Origin of the sequence: Bradyrhizobium sp. CB2312 (assembly GCF_029714425.1) — a bacterium.
Lineage (GTDB): Bacteria > Pseudomonadota > Alphaproteobacteria > Rhizobiales > Xanthobacteraceae > Bradyrhizobium.
In genome coordinates, this window is sequence record NZ_CP121668.1 from 7,446,669 (window position 1) to 7,472,327 (window position 25,659).

Genomic DNA, 25,659 nt, shown 5'->3' on the forward strand with positions numbered 1-25,659 from the left:
GATGAAGTCCCCCTCCTCCGCCGAGCGCTGGCGCACCGCGACGCTCTATGCCTGGGTGGCCGCCGGCAGCATCATTGGCGGGCTGACGCGCTACCTGGTCGGGCTCGCGCTCGACACCGGGCCCGGCTTCCCCATCGCGACGCTGTTCATCAACGCCACGGGCTCGCTGATCATCGGCTTCTACGCGGCGCTGACCGGCCCCGACGGCCGCGTGCTGGCGCGGCCCGAGCACCGGCAATTCGTGATGACCGGGTTCTGCGGCGGCTACACCACCTTCTCCACTTTCAGCCTGGAAACCTTCCGCCTGTTCCACGGCGGCATGAAATATACGGCGCTGGCCTATATCGCCGCGTCGGTCGTCTGCTGGCTGGTGTCGGTTTGGCTCGGCCATATGCTGGCGAGCCGCTATAATCGCCTGAAAAGGAGCTGACTATGCAGATTCCCAATCAGGCGGTTTCGCTCCGGATCTTCATCGGCGAGAGCGACCATTATGACGGCAAGCCGCTTTATGAAGCGATCGTGACGACGGCGCGCGAGCGGCACCTCGCCGGCGCGACCGTGCTGCGTGGCCCCATGGGGTTCGGCAAATCGAGCCGACTGCACACTTCCAAAATCCTGCGGCTGTCCGAGGACCTGCCGCTCCTGATCGAGATCGTCGACAGCGAGGACAACATCAACGCATTCCTGCCCATCCTGGATGGCATGATGTCGAGCGGCCTGATCACCTTGGAGAAGGTGCAGGTCCTGCAATATGGTGCGAAGGCCGCGAGCTGATCGCTCCGGCAGGAACCCGAGCCCGCCCTGTCCGGGGAGGCGGAATGAACGACACCGTCACGACGCCGAAAACCAAAACCAAGACCAAGACCAAGGTCGAGCGGCCGCGGCTGCACAAGGTCATCCTGATCAACGACGACTACACGCCGCGCGAATTCGTGACCATGGTCCTGAAGGCCGAATTCCGCATGACCGAGGATCAGGCCTACAAGGTGATGATCACCGCGCACAAGCTCGGCGCCTGCGTGGTCGCCGTGTTCACCAAGGACGTCGCCGAGACCAAGGCGACGCGCGCCACCGACGCCGGCCGCGCCAAGGGCTATCCGCTGCTGTTCACCACGGAGCCGGAGGAATAGGCCATCCGCGCTTTCCGACTTTGCATTCCCGCCAGAGATCGCCGACAATGCCGCAAAACCGGCGCAGGCCGGTCAATAAGCAGGGCGGGAAACGACGGAAGTGGGCATATCAAGAAGAAGCTTCGTGACAAGAGGCCGACTGGTTCTGACGCTGACGGCGATCACCGTCCTCGCTAGCAGTATGGCGCAAGCGGCCGAACGGGTCCGCATCGGGCTGCTGAAACTCTCCTCGGCCGCCCCGTTGTTCCTCGCCAAGGAGCGCGGCTATTTCGAGCAAGAAGGGATCGAGGCCGATCTAAAGTTCTTCGACGCTGCCGTGCCGATCGCGGTGGCCAGCGTCTCCGGCGATATCGACATCGGTTTCACCGGCTTCACGGCCGCTTTCTACAACCTCGCGGGCAAGGGCGGACTGAAGGTGATTGCCGGCACGGCGCGCGAGGCACCCGGCTTCCAGAATACCGCTTACGTCGCCTCCAAGCGCGCGTATGATTCGGGCCTGAAGGCGCTGAAGGATTTGCCGGGCCATTCCGTCGGCATCACGCAAATCGGCTCGACTTTCCATTATTCGCTCGGCCTGATCTCCGACAAGCTGAAATTCGACGTGACCTCCGTCCGGGTCGTTCCGCTCCAATCGTTGCCGAATGTCGCCGCTGCCATCAAGGGCGGCCAGCTCGACGCGGCGCTTACCGCCACGACCACGATCAGCCCGGTGGTCGCCTCTGGCGACGCGATCATTCTCGGCTTCGTCGGCGACGAGACGCCCTGGATGCTCGGCTGCGTCGTGGCTTCGAACGCGACGATCGAGAAGAACCGCAAGCTGGTCGAGAAGGTGCTGGCCGCCTATCGCCGCGGCGCCGACGACTATGCGCGCGTGCTGTTGAAACGCGATGCGGACGGCAAGTTCGTCCGCAGCGAGGAAGGCGACGCGATGCTTGCGATCATCTCCAAATACACAGAGCAGAAGGTCGAGCAGCTCCGCATCGGGCTCTCGGTCGTCGATCCCGCGCTCGACAGCGCCGACATCGCCCGTCAGATCGCCTGGTTCAAGCGCCAGAAGATGATCGAACCCGACATCGATGCCGAGAAGATCATCGACAAATCCTTCGTCCCGGACCGGCCGACGACGCCGAGATGACTGACGACAACGACAACAAGAACACGGAGCGAGCCATGAGCACGAGCGAAGTCACCGCGGGCACCAAAATTGTCCGGCGTGCCGCAAACCAGAAGCCGTCGCGCGTCGTCGCCGACATCTGCGTGGTCGGTTCGGGTGCAGCCGGCATGTCGGCGGCAATCGAGGGCGCGCGCGCCGGACGCAAGGTGGTGCTGGTCGATAGCCTGCCAGCGCTCGGCGGCCAGGCGGTCAACTCCATCATCGGCACCTTCTGCGGCCTGTTCTCGAACGGCAGCGACGGCTACCAGTTCACCCACGGTATCGCCGACGATCTGCTGGGCGACCTCGGTGCGCAGGAGAACGCGCTGTTCTACCGCCGTGGGCCGCACACCACCGTCGTCTATTACGACGAGGTCGCACTCGGACGCTGGGTCGAGAAGGCGATGCTTGCGGCCGGCGTCACCGTGATCGTCGGCGCCGTCATGCGCAACGTCCGCGTCGCCGGCCGGCGCGTGACCGGGATCGATCTCTCCACCCGCTACGGCGACGTCGAGGTCGAGGCAAACGGCTTCGTCGACGCCTCCGGCGACGCCGCGCTGGTGTGGCAGGCGGGTTTTGCCTGCCGCGAGCCGGACGACGGCCCGATCTACGGCACGCAAATGCTGATCGTGGAGAATATCGACGAGAGCAAGGTGCCGAGCCGAGAGGAATTGCCGGCGCGCATGCGAGAGAAGGCCGGCGACTACGGCCTGTTGCGGCGCGAGGGCCTGTCCTTCGTCATTCCCGGGCGCGGCGTTGCCGCCATGAACATGACCCATGTCGAAACGCCGCTGGAGCCACTGGAGGCGAGCCGCAAGGGCATCGAGGGCAAGGACCAGGCCGACCGCGCCTTCGCTTTCCTCAGGAACGAATTCCCCGCCTGCTTCGGCAAAGCGCGCATCCGCGCCTATGGCTTTCCGGGGATCCGCCAGACGCGCTGGATCGTCGGCCGCCAGCAATTGTCGGTCGATGACGTCCGCGCCGGCACCAAATTCGAAGACGCGATCGGCCGTACGGCGTGGCCGATCGAACTGCACGACCACGGCTCCGGCCATCACTGGCACGTCTTCGACAAGGACCACGTCCACTATGTGCCGTTCGGCAGCCTGGCGCCGCAGGAGGCCGACAACATCGTCGCGGCCGGCCGCTGCATCGATGCCGACAAGGCCGCACTCTCCAGCGTTCGGGTGATGGGACCCTGCATGGCGATGGGCGCCGCCGCAGCGCACGCGCTCGACCTCGCCGGCAGCGGCAGCGTGCATCAGATCGACATCGACGCACTGAAGTGGCGCGTGCGCGACAATCTGGAGCGGACGGACTGAGGCGCGCGGCAGCCGAGAGCGGCGGCCGCAGTGCTCTGCTCAGCCGATCCGCGCGATCGTCGGCCTGAACGCGCTCACGCCATCACCACCGGCGTCTCCTCGCCAAGCCCGTAGACGCGCTGGGCTTTCGAAAATCCCGCGATCGGAAAATCGCCGAGCGCGCGCCAGTCGTGGCGGCAGACATTGGCAAAGCCTTCCGAGGCGACGACGGTGCGGCCGAGCCGGCCGGCGATCTTCTCCAGCCGCGCGGCGAGATTGACGGCGGGGCCGATGCAGGTGAAGTCGAGGCGGTTGCCGCCGCCGATATTGCCGTAGAGGATGTTGCCGACGTGAAGCGCGACGCCGAAGCGGAAGCGCTCGACGACGCCGCCGACCGGAAAGGCGAGCGCCTCGACGCTGGCGCGGGATTCGCGCGCGGCCTCCAGCACGCGGCCGCAGACATGCTGGGCATCGCCGACATATTCGTCGATCGGGAATACCGCGAGCAGGCCGTCGCCCATGAATTTCAGCACCTCGCCGCCATGGCCGCGGATTGCGGTGACCTGGCAGTCGAAATACTGGTTGAGGATCTCGACCACGGTCTCGGCCGGCAACCGGTCCGACAGCGCGGTGAAGCCGCGCAGATCGGACAGCCAGATCGCGGCCTGCATGGTGTCGTTGTGGCCGCGGCGGATCTGGCCGCCGAGGATTCGCGCGCCGGCGCGGTTGCCGACATAGGTGTCGAGCAGCATCTCGGCGGTGCGGCGCAGGCTGATGATCTCGGCGACGCGCGCAAGCGGCGTCACGATGGAGCGGATGGCCGCGACGTGGTCGTCGCTGAAGCCGCCGGGATGTCGTGTCACCCAGCTCGTCGCATGCACCGAGCCGTCGAGGAACGGTAGCGGCACCGCGATATAGTCGGTCGCCCCTTCGGCCCGCATGTCGTCGAGAAACGGAAACCGCTTGCTGTCCGGATCGTCCATCCGTCCGCGGACCTGCAGGCCCTGCTCGAACACGATCCGGAGCGGGCTCTTGGCGAATTCGGGCGTCTCCAGGATCTCGAAATCGACGGTGCCGATCTCGACCTCCTCGCCCTGCCGCCAGATGAAGTTGCGGCCGAAGATCTCCGGATGCAGCGTGCGGATGAAGACGCCGAACCGCCACAATGGCAGCCCGGCCTCGACCAGATGTTCGCAGACGTCGGCGATCATCTCGGCCGGGGTCCTGGACGACCGCGCGCCGTCGATCAGCCAGTTGGTGATGCGCTGGAGCTCGGAGGTTTCCATGCGCGCATTTGCGGACGAAGTTGTGCTGACGTCAAGCTGCGCGGTGGGCTGGTACCGCGAGATGAGAGTTCCAAGCACCGTGCCTTCACCTCTCGCCGGCGGGGAGAGGTGAAGAACTAGCGCCCCACCTGCCCGCGATCGCGCAAAAAGTGGTCGGCCAGCACGCAGGCCATCATGGCCTCGCCGACGGGGACGGCGCGGATGCCGACGCAGGGATCGTGGCGGCCCTTCGTAAAAATCTCGGTGTCGGCGCCCTTGCGGTCGACGGTGAGGCGCGGCTGCAGGATCGACGAGGTCGGCTTCACCGCAAAACGCACCACCACCGGCTGTCCCGTCGAGATGCCGCCCAGAATGCCGCCGGCATGATTGGAGAGGAAGCGCGTGCCGTCATTGCCGGTGCGCATCTCGTCGGCATTCTCCTCGCCAGTGAGCTCGGCGGCGCCAAAGCCGGCGCCGATCTCGACGCCCTTCACGGCGTTGATGGTCATCATCGCGCCCGCGAGATCGGAATCGAGTTTTGCGTAGATCGGCGCACCTAAGCCCGCCGGCACGCCCTCGGCGACGATCTCCAGCACCGCGCCGATCGAGGAGCCGCTCTTGCGGATGCCGTCGAGATAGGTCTCGAAGAAGGCGGCCTTGTCCTTGTCCGGACAGAAGAACGGATTTTTGGCGATCTCGTCCCAGTCCCATTTCGCGCGGTCGATCTTGTGCGGGCCGATCTGCACCAGCGCGCCGCGCACCTTCACGTCGGGCAGCACTTTTCGCGCGATGGCGCCGGCAGCGACCCGCATCGCGGTCTCGCGCGCCGAGGAGCGGCCGCCGCCGCGATAGTCGCGCAGGCCGTACTTGGCCTCATAGGTGAAGTCGGCATGACCCGGGCGAAACTTGTCCTTGATCTCCGAATAGTCCTTCGAGCGCTGGTCGGTGTTCTCGATCAGCAGGCCGATCGGCGTGCCGGTCGTCACCTGCACGCCGGTCTCCGGATGCGCCATTACGCCGGACAGGATTTTGACCTGGTCCGGCTCCTGGCGCTGGGTGGTGAAGCGCGACTGGCCGGGCCGGCGGCGGTCAAGATCCTTTTGGATATCGGCTTCGGTCAGCGGGATCATCGGCGGGCAGCCGTCGACCACGCAGCCGATCGCCACCCCATGGCTCTCGCCAAAGGTGGTGACGCGGAACATGTGGCCGAAGGTGTTGAAGGACATACCGAACTGCTGCCTAACGTTGGATGACAACGCTTTTGCTGAACGTGACGTAACGCGATCTGGATGGGGGGTCAAATGGTCGCCAAGCTCGTCATGGCCGGGCTTGTCCCGGCCATCCACGTTCTTGGTCACGGCAAGCAAGAAAACACGTGGATGCCCGGGACAAGCCCGGGCATGACGGCGGGGGGCGGGGCGGCGAGCCGGGCTTAACTAAACTTTTCCAGCCGGCCGTCGCGGAACACGTAGACGGCGCCCTGCTCGATATAGAGCTCAGCGGCGCTGGCGGGGGTCTCGAGCCCCAAGGCCACCATCAGGGCCCGGCAGGTGCCGCCATGGGCGACCGCGACAGTGTCGGTCCGGAGCTCGTCGTACCAGGCGCGAACGCGGACCTGCACGTCGGCATAGGTCTCCCCGCCCGCGGGGCCGACGGTCCATTTGTCGGCAAGGCGCCTCGCATAGATGTCTGGATCCTTCGCCTCGCTCTCGGCCAGCGTCAGCCCCTCCCAGCTGCCGTAGCCGATCTCGCGCAGACGGTCATCGAGCGCATAGTCGGCAGGCGGCAATTCGAGCTTGCCGCGCGCGAGCTCCATGGTCTGGCGCGCGCGGCCGAGCGGGCTGGATACATAGGGCAGCGCGGCCTTGTCACGGCCGTCACGCCTGAACAGATCGGCCAGCACGCTGCCGGCCTGCACGGCCTGAGCGCGGCCGCGCGCGTTCAGCGGAACGTCCTTGGTGCCCTGAAGCCTGCCGAGCGCATTCCACTCGGTCTCGCCGTGGCGAAGGTAGTAGATCGTAGGCACGGGCATTCCAGCTGAAAATCAGTCCTTGCCACCGAGCGAAATGTCCGGCGCGTCCGGCCGCTTCATGCCGAGCACGTGATAGCCGGAATCGACGTGATGCACCTCGCCGGTGACGCCGCGCGAGAGATCGGAGAGGAAATACAGCGCGCTGCCGCCGACGTCCTCGGTCGACACGTTGCGCCGCATCGGCGCGTTGTACTCGTTCCATTTCAGGATATAGCGGAAGTCGCCGATGCCGGACGCGGCGAGCGTCTTGATCGGCCCTGCCGAGATCGCGTTGACGCGGATGTTCTTCTCGCCGAGATCGGCAGCGAGATAGCGCACGCTGGCTTCCAGCGCCGCCTTGGCGACGCCCATCACGTTGTAATGCGGCATCCACTTCTCGGCGCCGTAATAAGAGAGCGTGATCAGCGAGCCGCCGTCCGTCATCAGCTTCTCGGCGCGCTGCGCCACCGCCGTGAACGAATAGCAGGAGATCAGCATCGACTTCGAAAAATTCTCCTGCGTGGTGTCGACATAGCGGCCGTCGAGCTGCTCGCCATAGGCGATCGCGTGCACCAGGAAGTCGATCTTGCCCCACTTCTCCTTCAGCACCGCGAACGCCGCGTCGATGGTCGCAGCGTCGGTGACATCGCAATGGCCGAGCACGAGGCCGCCGATCTCGGCGGCGAGCGGCTCGACGCGCTTCTTCAGCGCATCGCCCTGATAGGTGAAGGCGAGCTCGGCGCCGGCGGCGTGGCATGCCTTGGCAATGCCCCAGGCGATCGAGCGGTTGTTGGCGACGCCGAGGATCACTCCGCGCTTGCCTTGCATCAGACCTGAATTCTGCGCCATTTCTTCACGTCCCATCGAGCGGGTTGAGGTTTGGAGGTACACCAGCCCTCCCCTGCGGTACAGCCCTAATACGCGGCGTTAACGCTGTTTCGAGCGCCGGAATAGCCGTTCCATTCGGGTGTTATGATGATCGAGGCGTTCGCGCCTGATGTGAGGGACGTCAAGACGGCAATGAGTGCGTTTCGCCAGAGTGTGGAGGCCATGATTCCGGCGCTGCGCCGCTACGCCCGCGCGTTGACGCGCGATGCGGATGCGGCCGACGATCTTGTGCAGGACACCTTGGTGCGGGCGCTGCGTTCGGAGCGCCTGTTCCTCGGAGGCGACGTCAGGAGCTGGCTCTACACGATCCTGACCAACCTCAACAAGAACCGGCGGCGCTCGCTGGCAAGGCGGCCGCAATTCATGCAACTGACGGAGAACAACCCGGATGCCAGCGGGACCGAAGCCGAAGGGCGCGACATCGAGAAGGCGCTGGCGACGCTGGTCGAGGAGCAACGCTCGGTGCTGCTGCTGGTGATGCTGGAAGGCATGAGCTACCGCGAAGTCGCCGACATCCAGGGCGTGCCGATCGGCACCGTGATGTCGCGCCTCGCACGTGCCCGCGCCCACGTCAAAGCCTCACTGGAGGGCGAGCGCCCGGCGCTCAGGCGGGTGAAATGATGGCAGAGTTGATGCATCGCGTTTTGTCCCGCCTGCCGATGAGGCGAGCAAAGTTGAGTCACGAAGAACATTTTGGGCCGCAGAGCCAGAGACGAACGATATGAACGACCGCAATATCCCAGTGACCGAGGACGAACTGCACGCCTATGTCGACGGCGAACTGCCGGCCGAGCGCCGCGCCGATGTCGAGGCCTGGCTCGCCGCCCACCCTGAAGATGCCGAGCGCGTGCAATCCTGGCGCGCCATGGCCGAGATGCTGCACGCCCGCTACGACGCCGTCGCCCTGGAGTCGGTGCCGGCGCGGCTGGAGCTCGAGCGCCTGGAGCGCCGCCCCCGGCAATGGCTCTATGGCGCCGCAGCGGCTGTGCTGGTGGCTTTCGTCGCCGGCGGCTCCGCCGGCTGGCTCGCGCACGGCGCCGCCAACGCCCCCTCGACCTTCCAAAGCCTCACCGCGGACGCGCTCGACGCCCACCGCCTCTATGTCGTCGAGGTCCGGCATCCGGTCGAGGTCGGGGGCAACGAGCGCGACCACCTCCAGGCCTGGCTGACCAGGCGCTGCGGCTGGACGGTGTTCGCGCCGAACCTGGAGGCGAGCGGGCTGAAGCTCGTCGGCGGCCGGCTCCTGCCGGGGCCGAACGGGCCGGCCTCGTTCCTGATGTATGAGGGCGCCTCGGGCGAACGCTACACGATCTACAGCGCCAAGACCGAAAATGGTGCAACGCAGATGCGCTACGCCAGGACGGACAAGGACGGGGCGCTGTTCTGGGCCGAGCGCGGCGTCGGCTACGTCGTCAGCGGCGTCGGCGGCGACCGCGACAGGCTGAACAAGGTGGCGCAAGCCGTTTACGACCAGGCAGAGAAAAACGGCGGCTGAACAACTGCACGAGCGCGGTGCCTAGATTCCGTCATCGAAAATTTCGAATCAAGACATGTGTGCGTCTCATTATCGCACCGGGTGATCACGCGATTATGAGTGGCGTTCGATCCGCCGATCGACGCGGGCGGCCTCGATTGGGGTTTTTGGTACCGCGCTGGTCCCCCTCTCGAGGCCGCACCTTTTTATCGGCTGCCCCGCCGGACAGCCGACACGTCTTAGACGTCAGCGTCGAAGCGCGGCCCGCGCTTCAGGCGTGTGTTGAGCATCATCCTTGTGGGGAAGAGAATGCTCCGATCGTCGACGCGGTCTCGGACAGCGCCCTAGTTCTTGGGCATGATTTTTTCGGAAAACCGCTACGCACTTTTCCGAATCATGCCTTAGCCGAGCCCGCTACGCGGATTGTACGGATGTTGGTCCCGCCACTTCTCCATCAATGCTTCAAGCTCGGCGTCGTTCCCGTCTGGTAGCATAATCCTGATGGTGACAAAGAGGTCGCCGGTTCCGCCGGCCTTCGGCAGGCCTTTGCCCTTGAGGCGGAAGGTCCGGCCGCTGGAGGTGTTTTTCGGGACCGACAGCTCAACGGCATTGCCGAGGGTGGGCACGCGGACCTTGCCGCCGAGCACCGCCTCATAGAGCGTGACCGGCAGATCGATCCGCAGGTCCGCGCCCTCGACCTTGAAGTAGGGATGCGGCGCGATGTTGATGGTGAGCAGGAGGTCGCCGGGCGGATGGCCCTGCGCGCTCTCGCCCTGCCCACGGAGCCGGATCTGCTGGCCCTCGGTGACGCCGGCCGGAATCTTGACGTTGAGCTCCTTGCCATTCGGCAGCCGGACCCGCTTCTCGCCGCCCTTGACCGCCTCTTCCAGCGAGACGGACATGGCGACATTGACGTCGAGATCGAGCCCGATCCCGCCGGTGTCGAACTCGAACTGGGCACCGCCGCCTGCGCCGGGCCGCGCGCCCCGCACCCCGCCGCCGAACATGCTGTTGAGAATGTCCTCGAACGCGCCGCCGCCCGGACCGCCACCCGCACCACCACCGCTGCGGAACGTGTAGCTTTCAAAGCCGCCGGGGCCGGCGCGGCCGCGCGGACCGCCGCCGCCGGGAAAGCCCTGGAAGCGCGGCTTGCCGTCGGCGTCGATCTCGCCACGGTCGAACTGCTTGCGCTTGTCCTCGTCGCCGAGGATCTCGTTGGCCGAGTTGATCTCGGCGAAGCGCTCGGCGGCCTTGGGATCGCCTTTGTTGCTGTCGGGATGGTGCTTCTTGGCAAGCTTGCGATAGGCGCTCTTGATCGCGGCAGCATTGGCGCCCCGCGGCACCCCCAAGACCTCATAGGGGTCGCGCATCCGTCACGTCTCCTTCAAGAATTCGAATTTGTTCAAAGGGCTCCCCACCCCAGCTGTGATCCATGTGGGGGCGGAGTGGCATTTTTGCAACTAGTCGGGTGAAGCGGACCGCTTCGATTCGAGCACGATCTTATCGGAAAACCGGTTCACACTCTTTGCGAACCGTCCTTCCGGGTCAGGATCCTGCTCAGCTCCGCCATGGCTTTAGCGTATGAATCTCCCAACGGCCATGGCTGCTTTGGCAGCCGGCGCCCTGGAGCCAGCTTTCGGTGCTGCCGTTGACGTAGCTCGCCAGGAAATCGCGGCACTTGCGGCCGCCCTCGGCGGCATAGGACTGCGCGATCGGCGTCACCGAGCCGCGCGCCCCGGTCTCCGGGTTCTCCCAGTGCTGGCTCGAATCCTTGTCGCCCTTGCTGAGGACATCGGAGGCGGCGTTGCGCGCGAAAGCGAGATCGGTCTCGGTCGGCGGGGCATCCTTCCGCGCGATCGAACCGGTGAGGTCGCTATCGTCGGCCTTGGCATAGGCAGTCTTGTCATTGCGGGAAAAGCTGCAGCCGCCCGCGCCGAGCCCGATCAGAATGATCGTCAAGACAAGGCCCGACGGACGGATCGCCGATAGGCCAACGCGTCCCCATGCCCTATATAGGGTGGGAGCGGACAACAGCGCGTTTTGGGCCGCGGGACGCAACTCGGACTCCGGACATGACCGACACGACCTCGATGAAACACCAGACACCCTTAACATCCGGTGATTTCACCGCCGCCGACGAGCCCTTTGCGCTGTTCGAGGCTTGGCTCAACGAGGCGATCAAGAGCGAGCCGAACGATCCGAACGCGATGGCGCTCGCAACCGTCGATCCCGACGGGCTGCCTGATGTGCGCATGGTGCTGATGAAGGGCTTCGACACCGAGGGTTTTGTCTTCTACAGCCACATCGCAAGCCAGAAGGGCCGCGAACTCGCCGCAAATCCTAAGGCCGCTTTACTTTTTCACTGGAAGTCGCTGCGCCGCCAGGTCCGCATCCGCGGCAACGTGACGCCGGTGACCGACGCCGAAGCCGACGCCTATTTCGCGACACGGCCGAAGCAGGCGCAGATCGGCGCCTGGGCCAGCAAGCAGTCCGAGGCGCTGGAGAGCCGCTTCGCCTTCGAGCAGGCGATCGCGAAAGTCGCGGCCCGATACGTCATCGGCGAAGTCCCCCGGCCGCCAGGCTGGAGCGGCTGGCGCATCACGCCGGTGCGCATCGAGTTCTGGCACGACCGCCCATTCCGCCTGCACGACCGCATCGAATTTCGCCGTGACGCGGCCGGCCAGCCGTGGTCCAAGACGCGGATGTACCCCTGAGCTCGGGCCGACCTGAAAGATGTCCATGCCGCATTCGTCGAACGCGCCGCGCCGCACGCTGCTCCTGACCGGAGCGAGCCGCGGCATCGGCCACGCCACCGTGATCCGCTTCTCGTCGGCGGGCTGGCGCGTCATCACCTGCTCGCGGCATCCCTTCCCCGAGGACTGCCCGTGGGACGCCGGCCCCGAGGATCACATCCAGGTCGACCTCGGCAACCCTGAAGACACAGCGCGCGCCATCACCGAGATCCGAAACCGTCTCGAGGGCGGCACGCTGCACGCGCTGGTCAACAACGCCGCGATCTCGCCGAAGGGCCCCGGCGGCGGACGGCTCGGCTCGGTCGACACCGATCTCGACACCTGGACCCACGTCTTCCACGTCAATTTCTTCGCGCCGATCATGATGGCGCGCGGGCTGATCGCGGAGTTGAAGGCGGCCAAGGGCTCGGTGGTGAACGTCACCTCGATCGCGGGCTCGCGCGTGCATCCCTTCGCGGGCGCCGCCTACGCCACCTCGAAGGCCGCGCTCGCCGCGCTGACGCGCGAGATGGCCTCCGATTTCGGCCGCGTCGGCGTGCGCGTCAACGCCATCGCGCCGGGCGAGATCGACACCTCGATCCTGTCGCCGGGCACCGAGAAGATCGTCGACCAGCAGATCCCGATGCACCGTCTCGGCACGCCCGACGAGGTCGCCAAGATCATCTACGTGCTGTGCACGGACACCTCGTCCTACGTCAACGGCGCCGAGATCCACATCAACGGCGGCCAGCACGTCTAGGCCGAAGATGTAAGGTGAAGGATGGGCCGGTTCGCGAGCACGGCCTCGCTCTACGAGCATTTGCGGCCGCCCTACCCGCGCGAGTTCTTTCGCGCCGTCGCGCACAAGCTCGGCGTCACCGAGCAGAGCAGCCTGATCGACCTCGGCACCGGACCCGGCCTCCTGGCGCTCGGCTTTGCGCCCTATGTCGGCCGGCTCGTCGGCGTCGACCCCGAGCCTGCCATGCTCGATGCGGCGCGCCGCGCGGCTGCGAGCGCGGGTCACACGGTTGCGCTGATCGAGGGCAAGGCCGAGACGCTTGCTGACGACATCGCCAGCTTCGACGTCGTGACGATCGGCCGCGCGCTGCACTGGATGGATCGCGAGGCAACGCTTGCGCGGCTCGACCGGCTGGTCGCGCCCGACGGTGCGATTGCGATCTGCGCCTCGTTCCCGGCCGCCGACGGCCGCAACCCATGGCTCGACGGTTACAACGAGATCCGCCGCCGCTGGTCGCCGGCCAAGCTCTGGGAAGAGGCCGGCCGTGGCTCGCGGACCCATCGCGACCTGCCTGCGTTCTTTCGCGGCAGTGCGTTTCGGCCGGCCGAGCTCGTCGCGGTCGAGACCAGCCACAACGTGAGCGTGGAGGACCTGACACACCGCACCCTCACCTACTCGTCGTCCTCGCCGGACGCCTTGGGCGACAATGTCGAAGCGATGCTACGCGATATCGGACAATTCCTGGCATCGTTCAGCCGCGACGGCGTGATCGCCGAGAGTCTTGTCTCGACGGCAGAAATTGTGAAGCGCTAGGTGATTTGCCGAAAGACGGAAGCAGGCGATCCAGACAACGCCGCCGCAAGACCTGGATCGCCCTTGCCTTCCGTTCCTCAATCGAGTCGAATCCGACGTGACCTCTCGCGCGGCCGCGGAGCCGCCGTGCTGAACGCAGTCGAGCAGTCGTCGTCGTTCTCGCCGTCGAGCAGCGGAGCACCACAGTGCCGGCACATGCGTGCCGACATCGACGACGCCTTGCCGCTCGCCACGGCCTGACGATAGTTCGCCAGATCGATGACGTTGCGGGGCGACGTTATGTGTTTTTCAACCATGGCTGTTCCTCGCGGCTACGCACTGCTTATCGCAGACAAGTTTCGCGCAAACGTTCAGCCCACCGCTCAAATTTTACCGGAGGAATTGGGGCGGCGCGCAGACATCACCGCGCAGCCGCAATCCCGCTCTATTCTGCGACACGATACACCGTCTCTCGGCGAACGGCGTAAGGTATCGGTAGGTATCTTTGCCTGACGATCCTGTATCGCTACGAACGTCAGGCTGACGTTTCCAGCATGATCTCAGCGCAAGCGAGTTCCGGCTTTACAGCCACTTCTTCAACTTGAAGATCCAGTACGGAACAATCGCGGCGATCAGCATCATCACCAGCGCCATCGGATAGCCATGGACCCATTCGAGCTCCGGCATCACCTTGAAGTTCATGCCGTAGATCGAGGCGATCAGCGTCGGCGGCATCAGGACAACGGCCATGACCGAAAACAGCTTGATGATGTTGTTCTGCTCGAGATTGACGACGCCGAGCATGGCGTCGAGCACGAAGGTGATCTTGTTGGAGAGATAGGAGGCGTGGTCGGTCAGTGACGCCACGTCGCGCTGCATGGTCTTGAGCTGCTCGCGCATGTCCTTGGACCATTTCACGCCCTCAACCACCGCAGAGAGGAAGGTAACGACGCGGCCGATCGAGACCAGGCTCTCGCGAACCTTCGAGGTCAGGTCGCCCTTGCGGCCGATCGAGATCAGGATCTGGGAATATTGCTTGGCGTGGCCGTGGCGCTCGCTCTCCGGCTCGAAGATGTCGTGCGAGACCTGGTCGATGTCGGAACCGCAGCGCTCAAGGATGTCGGCGCAGCGGTCGATCACGGCGTCCAGCAGCTCCATCAGCACCATCTCGCCGGTGATGGAAGGGGTACAGGAGCGGGCGAGCTTGGCCTCGACCAGGGCGAAGGGCTTCGGCAGGTCGTAACGCACCGTCACCAGGCGGTGATCGCCGAGGATGAAGGTCACCGCCGTGGTCCGGGGCATGTCGGTATCGGAGTGGCACATCAGCGTCGCCGTCATGTAGCGCGCGCTGTTCTCTATATAGAGACGGCTGGAGATCTCGATCTCCTGCATGTCTTCCCGGGTCGGGATGGCGATGCCCAGGAGCCGCTCCACGGCCTTGTCCTCGGCCGCGGTCGGGCTGACCAGGTCGACCCACACCGCATTCTCCGGCACGGCCGCCAGATCCTCGACCACGGCCCTTTTGAGGGTGCCCTCGGAGGGAACGAAAACAGAAAACATGCACCAACTCCAGCAGGGGCCTGCGACAGAATGGCAGCCCTTAGCGCGATTCTGACAAGTTCATGATGACAAGCACATTAATGGAGCGTTTGCATTTGTGGCGGCGCCGTGACCCAACCGTGGCACGGAATCGACAGTTCGGCATTCCTCGCCCAAAAACCAACCCAAGACCGCAAAAATTGCGGCAAAAAAGCCACAGCTTGGGTCTTGCAGCGCGGGAAAAGGTCCGAAACGCTGGAATTGTGGCAGATTTCAACCATAATGGGCCCAACGGAGTCGTGGTTTGAGCTTGGCTCAAGCCCCGGGAAAGCTTGTTGTTGTCGATTGGAACCAAATCATGTCGTCGCTGAAAGTTACGTTGGGTATTTTGGCCGCGGGCCTGATGCTGTCGGGCTGCATGCAGGCCACACATTTTGAGGCGACCGATACCAAGGCCTTCAAGCCGAAGGACAAGGAACTTCTCGCCAAGGTCCGGTACGAGAACACCCCCGTCGCCGAGCCGTTCCGCCGCGCCATCGTCGATTACCACCGCAAGGAATCGCCGGGCTCGATCGTGGTCGATTCCGACAACCATTATCTCTACTGGGTCATGGATGGCGGCAAGGCGATCCGCTACGGCATCACCGTCGGCGAAGAGGCCATGGCCTGGTCGGGCATCGCCAAGGTCGGCAGCATGACCGAGTGGCCGGCCTGGCATCCGACCCCGGGTGAGATTTCGCGCCTGGGCGTTCCGACCTATGTCGCTCCGGGTCCGGACAATCCGATGGGCTCCCGCGCGATGTATCTCTACTCGGGCGGCAAGGACACGCTGTTCCGCATCCACGGCACCAACCAGCCGGAATATATCGGCGCCTCGATCTCGTCGGGCTGCATCCGCCTGACCAACGAGGACGCGATCGACCTCTACAACCGCGTCAAGGTCGGCACCATCGTCGTGGTGCTCGAGCCGAAGCACGGCGACTCGCCGTACAACTCGCGCCTCGCGCTCGGCAGCAGCCAGACCGGTCAGGCCGGCAGCTACTGATCCTGGCTGTGTGAAAAGTCACGAGTCGGCTAGGATTCTTCCGTTTCCTGATGGGGGATACGGATGGGACGCTTCGTTGAAGGCGCGGACAGATCCCAGCTGACGCTCTTGCCGGAATGTCTGGAGGATTGGGTAGGCGAGGACAACGCGGTCCACGTGATCGATGTGTTCGTCGAGGCGCTCGACCTGCATGGAATGGGGTTTGAGCGTGTGATCGCCAAGGAGACGGGCCGGCCCTCCTATCATCCGGCAGTCCTTCTGAAGCTTTACATCTACGGTTATCTCAATCGGCTGCAATCCAGTCGCCGCCTGGAACGTGAGACGTGCCGCAATGTCGAGGTAATGTGGCTGATTGGGCGCCTGGCTCCCGATCACAAGACGATCGCCGATTTCCGGAAGGATAACGGCGCGGCGATCCGGAAGGTTTGCGCGAAGTTCGTTGCACTATGCCGGCAAATGGGCCTGTTGCAGACCGCAAGCGTCGCAATCGACGGCAGCAAGTTCAAGGCGGTGAACAACCGCGACCGCAACTTCACGCATGCCAAGATGGCAAGGCGGATGGCGCAGATCGAGGAAAGCGTCGGTCGATATCTGCGTCAACTCGATAGCGCCGATCGGCAGGAGCCATCGGAAGCGATCAGCATCAAGACGACGAGGATCAAGGAAAAGATCGCTCGGCTGAAGCAGGAGATGAGCCGCCTGGAAGTGCTTGATGCGCAGATGCGCAACACGCCGGATCAACAGATATCGCTGACCGATCCGGATGCCCGTTCGATGGCCACCAGCGGACGCGGATCGGGTGTCGTCGGCTACAACGTCCAGGTCGCGGTGGACACCGAACACCATCTGATTGTGACGCACGAGGTCATAAACGTCGGCAACGACCGTGGGCAGCTTGCTCGGATGTCGAAGCAGGCCAAAGAAGTGCTCGCAGTGGACAAACTCGATGCGGTCGCCGATCGTGGCTACTTCGACGGAGAGGAGATATTGGCCTGCGAAGAGGCTGGCGTTGCAGTCACCTTGCCCAAGCCCATGACGTCGAACGCCAAGGCGGAGGGCCGGTTCGGCAAACAGGACTTCGCCTACCTGCCTGATGAGGATGTCTACCGCTGCCCATCGGGCCAGCTGCTGCCCTATCACTTCACCAACATCGAGCATGGAATGACGCTGCGCCGTTACTGGTCGACGGCGGCATGCCAAGGCTGCGCGATCAAGAGCCAATGTACGCCGTCCAAGGAGCGCCGGATCACGCGCTGGGAGCATGAGCATGTGGTCGAGGAGGTCCAGCGACGGCTCGATTCCAATCCTGACGCCATGCGGACGCGACGTGAGACAGTCGAGCATCCCTTCGGCACGATCAAAGCCCGTATGGGTGCGACCCACTTCCTGATGAAGCGCCTACGGAATGTCGCCGCTGAGATGGCGCTGCATGTTCTCGCCTATAACCTCACACGGGTGATGAACATCGTCGGCAAACCGCGCCTGATTGCAGCCATCCGCGCCGCCTGAAGGCCGGAAAGCGCGTCCAAAACCGCAATACCCCGTCGCGATACCCACTTTGGCCGGTCATTGGACGATCCGATGCGCCAGCACCGGCCGCCTGCAATGATTGGCGACCACGCCGCGTCCGACCTATCCGTTTGCACACAACCAAGATCGCTTCCTGATCTGACGAATCCAAAAGCGCCGGTTTCACCAGCGCTTTTTTGTTGCCGGCTTGTGCCGCCGAGCTTTGTCGCCATCGGCCGCCGGCTTGTCCGCCGGCGCCGGAGATTTCTCCGCCGCCTCGTCATCAGCCGCACCCTTATCCTCCGGCTTGGCCGCGACCTCGCGCGGCGGCGCGTCCTCGGGCCGTTCCGCCGGCAGAAGCGGAGCGACCTGCGGCATGGGATCCCAGACGTTCCACTGGCAGATCCGGTAGTCGTTGCGCCGCTGCGCCAGATCGAGATGGATGTGGTCCTCGTGGTACCAGTCCGAACCCGGACCGAGCACTGTGGAGAACCGCGAACAGACCGAATGCAGCACGCGCTCGCGCACGTCGCGCGACATGGTGCGGTCGGTGAGGCCGATCGACTGCCCGCTGGCGAGCTTGATGGCGCGGACGTCGAGCGCATTGGCCTTGCCGTGCTCGGACAGCATTGCGCCGACCACGCGGTTACGACCGCGGCACTCAAAACTGTCGAAATTGTCGAGATCGCTGATGGTCGAGCCGAGGCTCGCCGCCAGCGGCACCATGTCCTTGCGTACCCAGTCGGCGATCGCGGAGGCCATGGTGCAGCGGAGGATCGCCGCCGGCTTGACCGAAACCTTGCGCTTGTCCGGCAGCACGATGGCCTCGAGCCGCACCAGATCCTCGCCGCCGCAGGCGCCGGGACCGCGGATGTCGGGAATGGAGGGCGCGATAGCGATCTCCTCGGTCAGCGCCAGCCGGCACGCCGAGAGCTGCTTCTCGGGCGGCGCGGCCTCGGCGGGCTTGTTGGCGCCGGGCTTGTCGGGAGAAGCCTTGTCCGGGGAAGGCCTGCCATCGGGCTCCGGCGCGGCCTCGTCCGTCGCCTTGGGGGCTTCGTCAGGGCGAGGTTTGGGTAGCGGTATCTTCACCGAATGAACCGCCGCGCGCGGCCGTGGTGTACCAAGACCAAAGATATCGAGCGGCGCAGCATATTTGCGCGCCTCTGCCCGCTCAGTCAGCACGAGCGACAATCCGACTACAGCGGTAACCATTGCCGCGCGGGCGGACATATAGCCGCGACAAGACCATTTGCGGCGAAAGTCCGGCAGGCTAAAACTCATGACAATTCTTTGGCCCAACGCTGAGAGCTATAATCCGCCCAGCGAATTCTCGGAGGAACTTCGGAATGCTCGGTTTGATGCAAGATTGGCCCCTGCTTTGCCACCGGATCATCGAACACGCCGCCAGGATTCATGGCAAGCAGGAGGTGGTTACCCGATCGGTCGAGGGACCGATCCATCGCACCAACTATGGCGAAATCCACAAGCGCGCGCTGAAGGTCTCGCAGATGCTGGAGCGCGACGGCATCAAGCTCGGCGACCGCGTCGCAACGATCGCCTGGAACACCTGGCGCCATCTCGAAGTCTGGTACGGCATCATGGGGATCGGCGCCATCTGCCATACCGTCAATCCCCGTCTTTTCCCCGAGCAGATTGCCTGGATCATCAACCATGCGCAGGACCGCATCGTGATGACCGACATCACCTTCGTTCCAATCCTGGAGAAGATCGCCGACAAGCTCCCGAGCGTCGAGCGCTACATCGTGCTCACCGACAAGGCGCACATGCCGCAGACCACGCTGAAGAACGCGATGGCCTACGAGGACTGGATCGCGCAGGCCGACGGCAAATTCAAATGGAAGGACTTTGACGAGAACACGGCCGCGGCGATGTGCTACACCTCTGGCACCACGGGCGACCCGAAGGGCGTGCTGTACTCGCACCGCTCGAACGTGCTGCACGCGCTGATGGCCAACAATGTTGACGCGCTCGGCACCAGCGCCTCCGAGACGATGCTGCCGGTGGTGCCGCTGTTCCACGCCAACAGCTGGGGGATCGCCTTCTCCGCGCCCTCGCAGGGCACCAAGCTGGTGATGCCCGGCGCCAAGCTCGACGGCGCCTCGGTCTACGAGCTGCTCTCCACCGAGAAGGTCACGCACACCGCCGGCGTCCCCACGGTGTGGCTGATGCTGCTCCAGCACATGGCCGCCAACAATCTGAAGCTGCCGGAACTGAAGATGGTGATCTGCGGCGGCTCGGCGATGCCGCGCTCGATGATCAAGGCCTTCCTCGACATGGGCTCGAACGTCCGCCACGCCTGGGGCATGACCGAGATGAGCCCGATCGGCAGCGTCGCGGCGCTGAAGCCACCGTTCCAGAACGCGACCGGCGATGCCAAGCTCGACGTGCTCCAGATGCAGGGCTATGCCCCCTTCGCCGTGCAGATGAAGATCACCGACGATGCCGGCAAGGAGCTGCCCTGGGACGGCAAGACCTTCGGCCGCCTCAAGGTCTCCGGGCCCGCCGTCGCCAAGGCCTATTACCGGGTCGACGCCAACATCCTCGACGAGGAAGGCTTCTTCGACACCGGCGACGTCTCGACCATCGACGAGGCCGGCTACATGCGGATCACCGACCGCTCCAAGGACGTGATCAAGTCCGGCGGCGAGTGGATCTCCTCGATCGACCTGGAAAACCTCGCAATCGGCCATCCGGCCGTGGCGGAGGCCGCGGTGATCGGCGTGTTCCACCCGAAATGGGACGAGCGGCCGCTCCTGATCGTGCAGCTCAAGCAGGGCCAGCAGGCTACGCGCGAGGACATCCTGAAATACATGGACGGCAAGATCGCCAAATGGTGGATGCCCGATGACGTCGCCTTCGTCGACGGCATCCCGCATACGGCGACGGGCAAGATCCTGAAGACGGCGCTCCGCGACCAGTTCAAGGACTACCGCTTCCCGAATGCGGCGGCGTGAGCGGACCGGAATAGCTTGCCCCAAGACCTTCTTGCCCCAAGACCTGGTCGGTCCTGCGGTTGCGAATTCGCTTCATCTCCCCCGCTTGCGGGGGAGCTCGGTTTCATCACGAACGCAAATCGATCCAATCTCGTGAGGGCCTCTGGCCCTCCGGGAAGTATCAAGGTCGGGCAGAGTGATCATGATCTGATGCGACCTTCGGCAGATCATGCTCTAAAGCGCGATGAGATTAGGATTGACGTCATCGCGCTTTAGGTTGTTGTTTGAGCATGATCTTTTCGGAAAACCGCTGCGCACTTTTCCGGATCATGCTCTAACGCTTTGCCTCCGCCTGGCCGGTGCCCTTCTGCCATTTCAGGAATTGTTGATAGAGCGCTTCGTCCTGTTCCGGCGTTCGCGCGCCCTGCTGGCCGGTTTCGCGGGTCTGTGCGGCAAGGAATTGGTCGAATCTCGCGCGTGTGTCGGAGGCTGGACCGGAATGCTGGTCGAGCCACTCCTGCGCCGGCGGGAAGCGATTCCATCCCTTCAGTGGCGCGCTCAACACCACCTCCTTCCACTTCGGATGGAAGGGCGACCGCTGCAGGTCTTTCAGACGGTCGAAAAAGACCTGAACGAAATGCTCCACCTTACCGTATCGCTCGGTCTTTGCGGGCCAGTTGTAAGCCGCAAGGATGGCGGGCACAGCGATCGTGTCAACGCGGCCGCCAGGTGGGATCAGTGAAGGATAGTCCTCCGCCTTGAGGACGGATGGAAGATAGTCGCTCTGCAAGGGCCCGCTATATGGGATCGGCACGAAATGCAGGTCTTCTCCCTTCACCTGGCTCACGGCCTTGGAGGGACTTCCCTGCACCGCGATCACCGCGTCGAGTTCGCCGTTCTTCAGTTTTTCATAGGCGATGCGCTGCTCGATATAGGCGTAGACCGGCTTGACGCCGAGCCTCTCGAAGATCGTGATTGCGGTGACGAAAGTGCCTCCGTTCGGCAAGTCGACGGCAACACGCCGGCCGTTCAGATCGGCAAGGCTGCGGATCGACGACCGCGCGACGACGTGCATCTCCTCATTGTAGAGCTTCGTGATATAGACGAACTGGTTGCGGATGTTGCCGGTGTAGCCCTTCCTTTCCAGGTAATCGAGCGTGTCGGCGCGCACGATGCCTAGATCGACCCCCTTGAGGAAAAGGATGTCCGCGATGCTCTGGACAGAGCCCCTCCCGATGATCGGCAGCACCCGCATCCGGTCGCCGTCATCCAGCGCGGAGGCAAGATCGGCGCCGAACTGGACATAGGTTCCGCCGATTGTGCCTGACATCAGCGTCACGGTGTTGGCGTTGAGCCGCTCGCGCGTGCTCTTGCTGGTGCTGGAATAGCTGAAAATCGCCTTCAGGCCCTCGCTTACTGCGGCCGGGTCGATCTCGCCTCCCCTGTCTTGGGAAAAGGCCGGCGTCGCCAGCAGCACCGCGACCCCGGCCGCGCAGCCGAATGCCAGATCGGTCAAACGTCGGATGATCATGTCGTGAAACTCCGAATGGTCGAGATTGACAGGCGCGCGCGACGCACGCGGCCGGGATCAGCGGGCGGGCGTGAGCGTATCAAGCTGTCGCTGCGCCTCGGGGTCGCCCCATTCTTTTGCCCTCTGGTACCAGTTGCGGGCCTGCGCGAGGTCCGCGAGCGGTCCGCTGGCGCCCAACTGCTTGAGCACGTTCGGATCGTAGGTCCTGGCCACCAGCAGCGCGGCGCGCGCGTCTCCTGCTTCGGCCGCACGCAGCAGCAGGAGCCTCGCCGCCGAGACGTCGCCGCTGGTGAGCAAATCCTGTCCACGTTTGACGAGGCCAGAAATTTCCCTCGGATCCAGGCTACGCACGGCGTCCGTCTGCGGCGGTGGGGTGGCCACCAAGGAGCGCGCGGGCGGTACGGCCGTGACGGCTGTCGACGGCTGCGGAGCGTCTCTGGCGGCGGGTTTCCAGGAAAGTCGGCTCGAGCCAACCACGAGCACGGCGCCGTTGCTGTCGCGCAATTCTGCCATCGCGACCATCTGGCCGACGAAACCGTCTGGCGGAATGACCGACACGGCGGAAACTTCCGACGCCGGCACGCGCCACTCGTTGGCGACGCGCTTGCCAGACGTCAACCGTGCGTCGGCTGGCAGTCCGTTGATGGCAACGATAGCGCCGGAAGGGGGAGCACCCACGCGCATCCCGAGCGGCAAGGGGGCGTTGGCAAGCCCGCTGCTGTCCTCCACCGCAAGGGTCGCGACCTGCTTGCGTTGCGGTGCCGGACCGATCGCGGCTTTCACTGATTGCCAAAGCGACGAGATCGATGTGGCGTCGTTCGATTGAACTCCAGGCCTTTGCGATGCCGGAATGACGATGACGAGAATCAGCGCGATGCCTCCCGCAACTGCTGCCGCGATCGCGAACCTGACCACTACGCTGAGCAGCGCGCTCCTTCCCGAGTTACGAAGGGCGGCCGGCACCTCCATGGGCTCCATCGCCTCGTGCATGGCTTGGGCGACGGCTTTGGAGAACACATCCGAATGGTCACGACGTCGCGGGTTGCCGGGCGATTGCAGGGGCGGGCCACCGGCAGTCGACTCCGTGGATCGTCTTGGCGCCGCCGTCGGCTGCACCGTCCGCTCGCGCAAGTCGCGCGGCGCGTAGTACATCGGATCTTGCGGATCGATATCGCCTTCGTGCCGTCCACCACTAATACTGAACACTCGCCCTGATGGGGCGGCCCACCAGCCGCGCTGGTCGGCACCGGCTACGCTGTTTGCGATCCTTGCAGCTCATGAGGCGCAACCGCGCACATCCGGTCAGCCTTTGCGGCACGACCGGGAGCTGAGGTCACTCTTGCAACGTGTCCGGCTGACGCCCGCCGTTGTTCCTTGCCGTTGTTCTTTTTTTGACCTTTCGCCGGACGGTCCCTCGCCTCGGCGGTTCCGACAACCTGCAGTAGAGCCTTGGGGCGAAACTGCGACCAAGTCAATCTACAACTAAAGATCATTTAGATTGAATGGTTAATCAATGAAGTTGCAAAATCCCATCTGTTCTCTGTGCCGTATCGTCCGCAAACCTTGAAATTGCCGGGCCGCCGTGGTCTCAAGCAGCCAGTTTTCAATCGGCCCCCCTGGCGGCGGGCCAAGCCCCAACCCGGCAGTTTTCATCAATGGCCCGCAGGTTTTCCGCTCCCTATCAGTCGGAGCCCGTGTCCAGCCTCGCGAGCTGGGCGCGCAATCTGGCTGTGTTCGCGGTGGTGGCGGTGCTGGTGTCGATCCTCATCGTCCGCTTCGGCTTCCTGGAGCCGAAGCCGGCGCTCGTCACCTTCTTGGGGGGCCTTGCGATCGCCGGGCTCTCCATCCTGTTCGGTCTCGCCGGCTTTGCCGCGATCTGGCAGAACGGCTCGCGCGGCATGGCGCGCATCCTGCTCGCCTTCCTGATCGACGGCGCGATCCTCGCCTACCCCGCCTATCTCGGCCTGCAATACCGCAAGCTGCCAGCGATCCACGACATCACCACCGACCCGATCGACCCGCCGCGCTTCGAGGCGCTGGCGCCCCTGCGCGCCGTCGAAGGCGCCAACACCGCGGTTTATGCCGGTCTCTACTCGGCCGAACAGCAGCGCCAGTTCTATCCCGATATCGAGCCGATCGAGCTCGAGATCCCCGTCGACCGCGCCTATGCGATCGCGCGCCAGCTCGTCCTCAAGCGCAAATGGCTCGTCATCGACGAACGTGAGCCGAGGCCGCCGCGCCGCATCGGCCGCATCGAGGCGGTGGCGCGCACGCCGATCATGGGGTTGCGCGAGGACATTTCCATCAGGGTCGTGCCCGATGGCGACGATTCCCGCGTCGACATCCGCTCCGCCTCGCGCCATTTCGACAGCGACCTCGGCAGCAACGCCGCGCGCGTGACCAAGTTCATCGAGGACCTCAACACGGCCGCCGATGCCGACGCGCTGAAGCCGGTGAAGAAGACGCCGGTGACGCCGCCGAAGGCGCCGGCGAAGACGGTGAAGAAGTGAGATGGGCGAATGGAGAGTAGCGAATAGCGAGTGGAAGACCGCCTATTCGCTACTCCCCATTCGCTATTCGCCCTCAGGCCATCCGGTACGATCCCGTGATCACGGGATCGCCATCCGTGGCCACCACGCCGCGGGCGACGAGATCCTCCAGATGCGCCAGCACGGAATAGCCGGCGGCCGTCGTCAGGCGCGGGTCGATGCCGATATAGATCGCGCGCACCATGGTCGGGATGTCGGTCTCGCCCTTGGCGAGGCGATGCAGGATCGAGGCCTCGCGCGCCTTGCGGTGCCTGATCAGGAAACGCACGAAGCGCTGTCCGTCCGGGATCTCAGGGCCATGGCCGGAGAAATACAAATCCTCATCGCGCGCGGCGAGACGGTCGAGCGATTCCATGTAGTCGATCATCGAACCGTCGGGCGGCGCCACGATCGAGGTCGACCAGCCCATGACGTGATCGCCGACGAAGTTGAACTTCCGCTCGGGCCAGGCGAACGCCAGATGGTTGGCGGTGTGGCCGGGCGTTGCCACCGCCTCGAGCCGCCAGCCGTCGCCCTCGACGACGTCGCCATGGGCGATCCTGATATCGGGCGCGAAATCGCGGTCGGCACCGGATTCCGGATTGTGCTTCTCGCTCTCGAAACGCGGACGCGAGGCGCGGTGCGGGCCCTCGGCATAGACCGGCGCGCCGGTCGCCTGCTTGATCCGCGCCGTGTTCGGCGAATGGTCGCGGTGGGTGTGGGTGACGAAGATGTGGCTCACGGTCTCGCCGCGCACGGCATCGAGCAGCGCGGCCGCATGCGCCGCATCGTCAGGACCGGGATCGATGATCGCGACGTTGCCCTTGCCGACGATGTAGCTGACGGTGCCCGTGAAGGTAAACGGGCTCGGATTGTTACAAAGCACGCGCCGCACGCCGGGGCGGACTTCCTCGACGATTCCGGGCTTCAGCGGAAAGTTGCGGTTGAACGGGACGTCGTCGTTGTCGGACATGAGACTTCCTGTGCACTGCTGCCCCACCCCCGCCGTCATACCCCGCGAAGGCGGGGTATCCAGTACGCCGTGGCGTCAGTGGCGAAGGCGAGGTC

The 25,659-nt window shown here is 64.6% G+C and carries 26 protein-coding genes; 14 read left to right on the plus strand and 12 right to left on the minus strand.

The window, feature by feature from the left end; genetic code table 11:
* Position 1 precedes the first annotated feature (1 nt).
* The 5 genes from crcB (at position 2) to QA642_RS36150 (ending at position 3,605) form a co-directional block, all read left to right on the plus strand.
* Positions 2 to 430 carry a fluoride efflux transporter CrcB gene (gene crcB / locus QA642_RS36130; RefSeq protein ID WP_283081158.1) on the plus strand — a complete coding sequence of 143 codons (429 nt, stop codon included), beginning with the start codon at positions 2 to 4 and terminating at the stop codon, positions 428 to 430.
* Between the two features lie 2 nt (positions 431 to 432).
* Entirely contained in the window at positions 433 to 774 is a 342-nt protein-coding gene (locus tag QA642_RS36135) for a DUF190 domain-containing protein (RefSeq protein ID WP_027558303.1), read from the plus strand.
* A gap of 44 nt (positions 775 to 818) precedes the next feature.
* Complete coding sequence (clpS, locus tag QA642_RS36140) at positions 819 to 1,130, plus strand: ATP-dependent Clp protease adapter ClpS (protein ID WP_283081159.1); 312 nt, start codon at positions 819 to 821, stop codon at positions 1,128 to 1,130.
* A 124-nt stretch (positions 1,131 to 1,254) separates the two neighbouring features.
* Complete coding sequence (locus tag QA642_RS36145; protein ID WP_283081160.1) at positions 1,255 to 2,265, plus strand: ABC transporter substrate-binding protein; 1,011 nt, start codon at positions 1,255 to 1,257, stop codon at positions 2,263 to 2,265.
* 35 nt (positions 2,266 to 2,300) lie between these two features.
* Positions 2,301 to 3,605: an FAD-dependent oxidoreductase gene (locus QA642_RS36150; RefSeq protein WP_244553876.1), complete on the plus strand. Its 1,305-nt coding sequence runs from the start codon at positions 2,301 to 2,303 to the stop codon at positions 3,603 to 3,605.
* Positions 3,606 to 3,679: 74 nt separating this feature from the next.
* Here the strand turns inward: QA642_RS36150 and QA642_RS36155 are convergent, their stop codons facing one another.
* The 4 genes from QA642_RS36155 to fabI all read right to left on the minus strand — a co-directional run bounded on the left by QA642_RS36155 (position 3,680) and on the right by fabI (position 7,709).
* Positions 3,680 to 4,870 (minus strand): adenylate/guanylate cyclase domain-containing protein, encoded by a 1,191-nt coding sequence (locus QA642_RS36155; protein WP_283081161.1) that lies wholly within the window; start codon positions 4,868 to 4,870, stop codon positions 3,680 to 3,682.
* Positions 4,871 to 4,986: 116 nt separating this feature from the next.
* On the minus strand, positions 4,987 to 6,075 hold the full coding sequence (gene aroC, locus QA642_RS36160; RefSeq protein ID WP_283081162.1) for a chorismate synthase: 1,089 nt from the start codon (positions 6,073 to 6,075) through the stop codon (positions 4,987 to 4,989).
* 206 nt (positions 6,076 to 6,281) lie between these two features.
* On the minus strand, positions 6,282 to 6,881 hold the full coding sequence (locus QA642_RS36165) for a histidine phosphatase family protein (protein ID WP_283081163.1): 600 nt from the start codon (positions 6,879 to 6,881) through the stop codon (positions 6,282 to 6,284).
* A gap of 12 nt (positions 6,882 to 6,893) precedes the next feature.
* Complete coding sequence (fabI, locus tag QA642_RS36170; protein ID WP_028180364.1) at positions 6,894 to 7,709, minus strand: enoyl-ACP reductase FabI; 816 nt, start codon at positions 7,707 to 7,709, stop codon at positions 6,894 to 6,896.
* 171 nt (positions 7,710 to 7,880) lie between these two features.
* Between fabI and QA642_RS36175 the strand changes: the two genes are divergently transcribed.
* Both QA642_RS36175 and QA642_RS36180 read left to right on the plus strand, forming a co-directional pair.
* Positions 7,881 to 8,369, plus strand: a complete 489-nt coding sequence (locus QA642_RS36175; RefSeq protein WP_011085414.1) for a sigma-70 family RNA polymerase sigma factor — start codon at positions 7,881 to 7,883, stop codon at positions 8,367 to 8,369.
* A 100-nt stretch (positions 8,370 to 8,469) separates the two neighbouring features.
* Positions 8,470 to 9,243 (plus strand): anti-sigma factor, encoded by a 774-nt coding sequence (locus tag QA642_RS36180; RefSeq protein WP_283081164.1) that lies wholly within the window; start codon positions 8,470 to 8,472, stop codon positions 9,241 to 9,243.
* Positions 9,244 to 9,623: 380 nt separating this feature from the next.
* Here the strand turns inward: QA642_RS36180 and QA642_RS36185 are convergent, their stop codons facing one another.
* Both QA642_RS36185 and QA642_RS36190 read right to left on the minus strand, forming a co-directional pair.
* Positions 9,624 to 10,592 (minus strand): J domain-containing protein, encoded by a 969-nt coding sequence (locus tag QA642_RS36185; RefSeq protein ID WP_283081165.1) that lies wholly within the window; start codon positions 10,590 to 10,592, stop codon positions 9,624 to 9,626.
* 187 nt (positions 10,593 to 10,779) lie between these two features.
* The gene (locus tag QA642_RS36190; RefSeq protein ID WP_342733008.1) at positions 10,780 to 11,181 is read right to left on the minus strand and encodes an RT0821/Lpp0805 family surface protein; all 402 of its coding nucleotides are present in this window, start codon (positions 11,179 to 11,181) and stop codon (positions 10,780 to 10,782) included.
* Positions 11,182 to 11,294: 113 nt separating this feature from the next.
* On the opposite strand from QA642_RS36190, the gene pdxH reads away from it, so the two are divergent.
* The 3 genes from pdxH to QA642_RS36205 are packed head-to-tail and all read left to right on the plus strand — an operon-like array spanning position 11,295 to position 13,506.
* Positions 11,295 to 11,936 carry a pyridoxamine 5'-phosphate oxidase gene (gene pdxH, locus QA642_RS36195; RefSeq protein ID WP_130370227.1) on the plus strand — a complete coding sequence of 214 codons (642 nt, stop codon included), beginning with the start codon at positions 11,295 to 11,297 and terminating at the stop codon, positions 11,934 to 11,936.
* Between the two features lie 25 nt (positions 11,937 to 11,961).
* Positions 11,962 to 12,714, plus strand: a complete 753-nt coding sequence (locus tag QA642_RS36200) for an SDR family oxidoreductase (protein ID WP_283087053.1) — start codon at positions 11,962 to 11,964, stop codon at positions 12,712 to 12,714.
* A gap of 21 nt (positions 12,715 to 12,735) precedes the next feature.
* A complete protein-coding gene (locus QA642_RS36205; RefSeq protein ID WP_283081167.1) occupies positions 12,736 to 13,506 on the plus strand; it encodes a class I SAM-dependent methyltransferase in 771 nt (256 codons plus the stop codon).
* Positions 13,507 to 13,583: 77 nt separating this feature from the next.
* On the opposite strand, the gene QA642_RS36210 is transcribed toward QA642_RS36205, so the two are convergent.
* The gene (locus QA642_RS36210) at positions 13,584 to 13,802 is read right to left on the minus strand and encodes a hypothetical protein (protein WP_283081168.1); all 219 of its coding nucleotides are present in this window, start codon (positions 13,800 to 13,802) and stop codon (positions 13,584 to 13,586) included.
* Between the two features lie 265 nt (positions 13,803 to 14,067).
* On the minus strand, positions 14,068 to 15,045 hold the full coding sequence (locus tag QA642_RS36215) for a magnesium transporter CorA family protein (RefSeq protein ID WP_283081169.1): 978 nt from the start codon (positions 15,043 to 15,045) through the stop codon (positions 14,068 to 14,070).
* A 337-nt stretch (positions 15,046 to 15,382) separates the two neighbouring features.
* On the opposite strand from QA642_RS36215, the gene QA642_RS36220 reads away from it, so the two are divergent.
* Positions 15,383 to 16,069, plus strand: coding sequence for a L,D-transpeptidase (locus QA642_RS36220; RefSeq protein ID WP_283081170.1), 687 nt, complete (start codon positions 15,383 to 15,385; stop codon positions 16,067 to 16,069).
* Positions 16,070 to 16,132: 63 nt separating this feature from the next.
* Complete coding sequence (locus tag QA642_RS36225) at positions 16,133 to 17,578, plus strand: IS1182 family transposase (RefSeq protein ID WP_283079231.1); 1,446 nt, start codon at positions 16,133 to 16,135, stop codon at positions 17,576 to 17,578.
* Between the two features lie 183 nt (positions 17,579 to 17,761).
* On the opposite strand, the gene QA642_RS36230 is transcribed toward QA642_RS36225, so the two are convergent.
* Positions 17,762 to 18,859: an extensin family protein gene (locus QA642_RS36230; RefSeq protein WP_283081171.1), complete on the minus strand. Its 1,098-nt coding sequence runs from the start codon at positions 18,857 to 18,859 to the stop codon at positions 17,762 to 17,764.
* 65 nt (positions 18,860 to 18,924) lie between these two features.
* Here QA642_RS36230 and QA642_RS36235 point away from each other — a divergent pair, with 65 nt between their 5' ends.
* Complete coding sequence (locus QA642_RS36235) at positions 18,925 to 20,553, plus strand: fatty-acid--CoA ligase (RefSeq protein WP_283081172.1); 1,629 nt, start codon at positions 18,925 to 18,927, stop codon at positions 20,551 to 20,553.
* A 313-nt stretch (positions 20,554 to 20,866) separates the two neighbouring features.
* Here the strand turns inward: QA642_RS36235 and QA642_RS36240 are convergent, their stop codons facing one another.
* A complete protein-coding gene (locus QA642_RS36240; protein WP_283081173.1) occupies positions 20,867 to 22,063 on the minus strand; it encodes a TAXI family TRAP transporter solute-binding subunit in 1,197 nt (398 codons plus the stop codon).
* Between the two features lie 57 nt (positions 22,064 to 22,120).
* Positions 22,121 to 23,269: a hypothetical protein gene (locus QA642_RS36245; RefSeq protein WP_283081174.1), complete on the minus strand. Its 1,149-nt coding sequence runs from the start codon at positions 23,267 to 23,269 to the stop codon at positions 22,121 to 22,123.
* A gap of 449 nt (positions 23,270 to 23,718) precedes the next feature.
* Here QA642_RS36245 and QA642_RS36250 point away from each other — a divergent pair, with 449 nt between their 5' ends.
* Entirely contained in the window at positions 23,719 to 24,573 is an 855-nt protein-coding gene (locus QA642_RS36250) for a DUF1499 domain-containing protein (protein ID WP_283081175.1), read from the plus strand.
* Between the two features lie 73 nt (positions 24,574 to 24,646).
* Here the strand turns inward: QA642_RS36250 and QA642_RS36255 are convergent, their stop codons facing one another.
* A complete protein-coding gene (locus QA642_RS36255; protein ID WP_283081176.1) occupies positions 24,647 to 25,564 on the minus strand; it encodes an MBL fold metallo-hydrolase in 918 nt (305 codons plus the stop codon).
* Between the last annotated feature and the right edge of the window lie 95 nt (positions 25,565 to 25,659).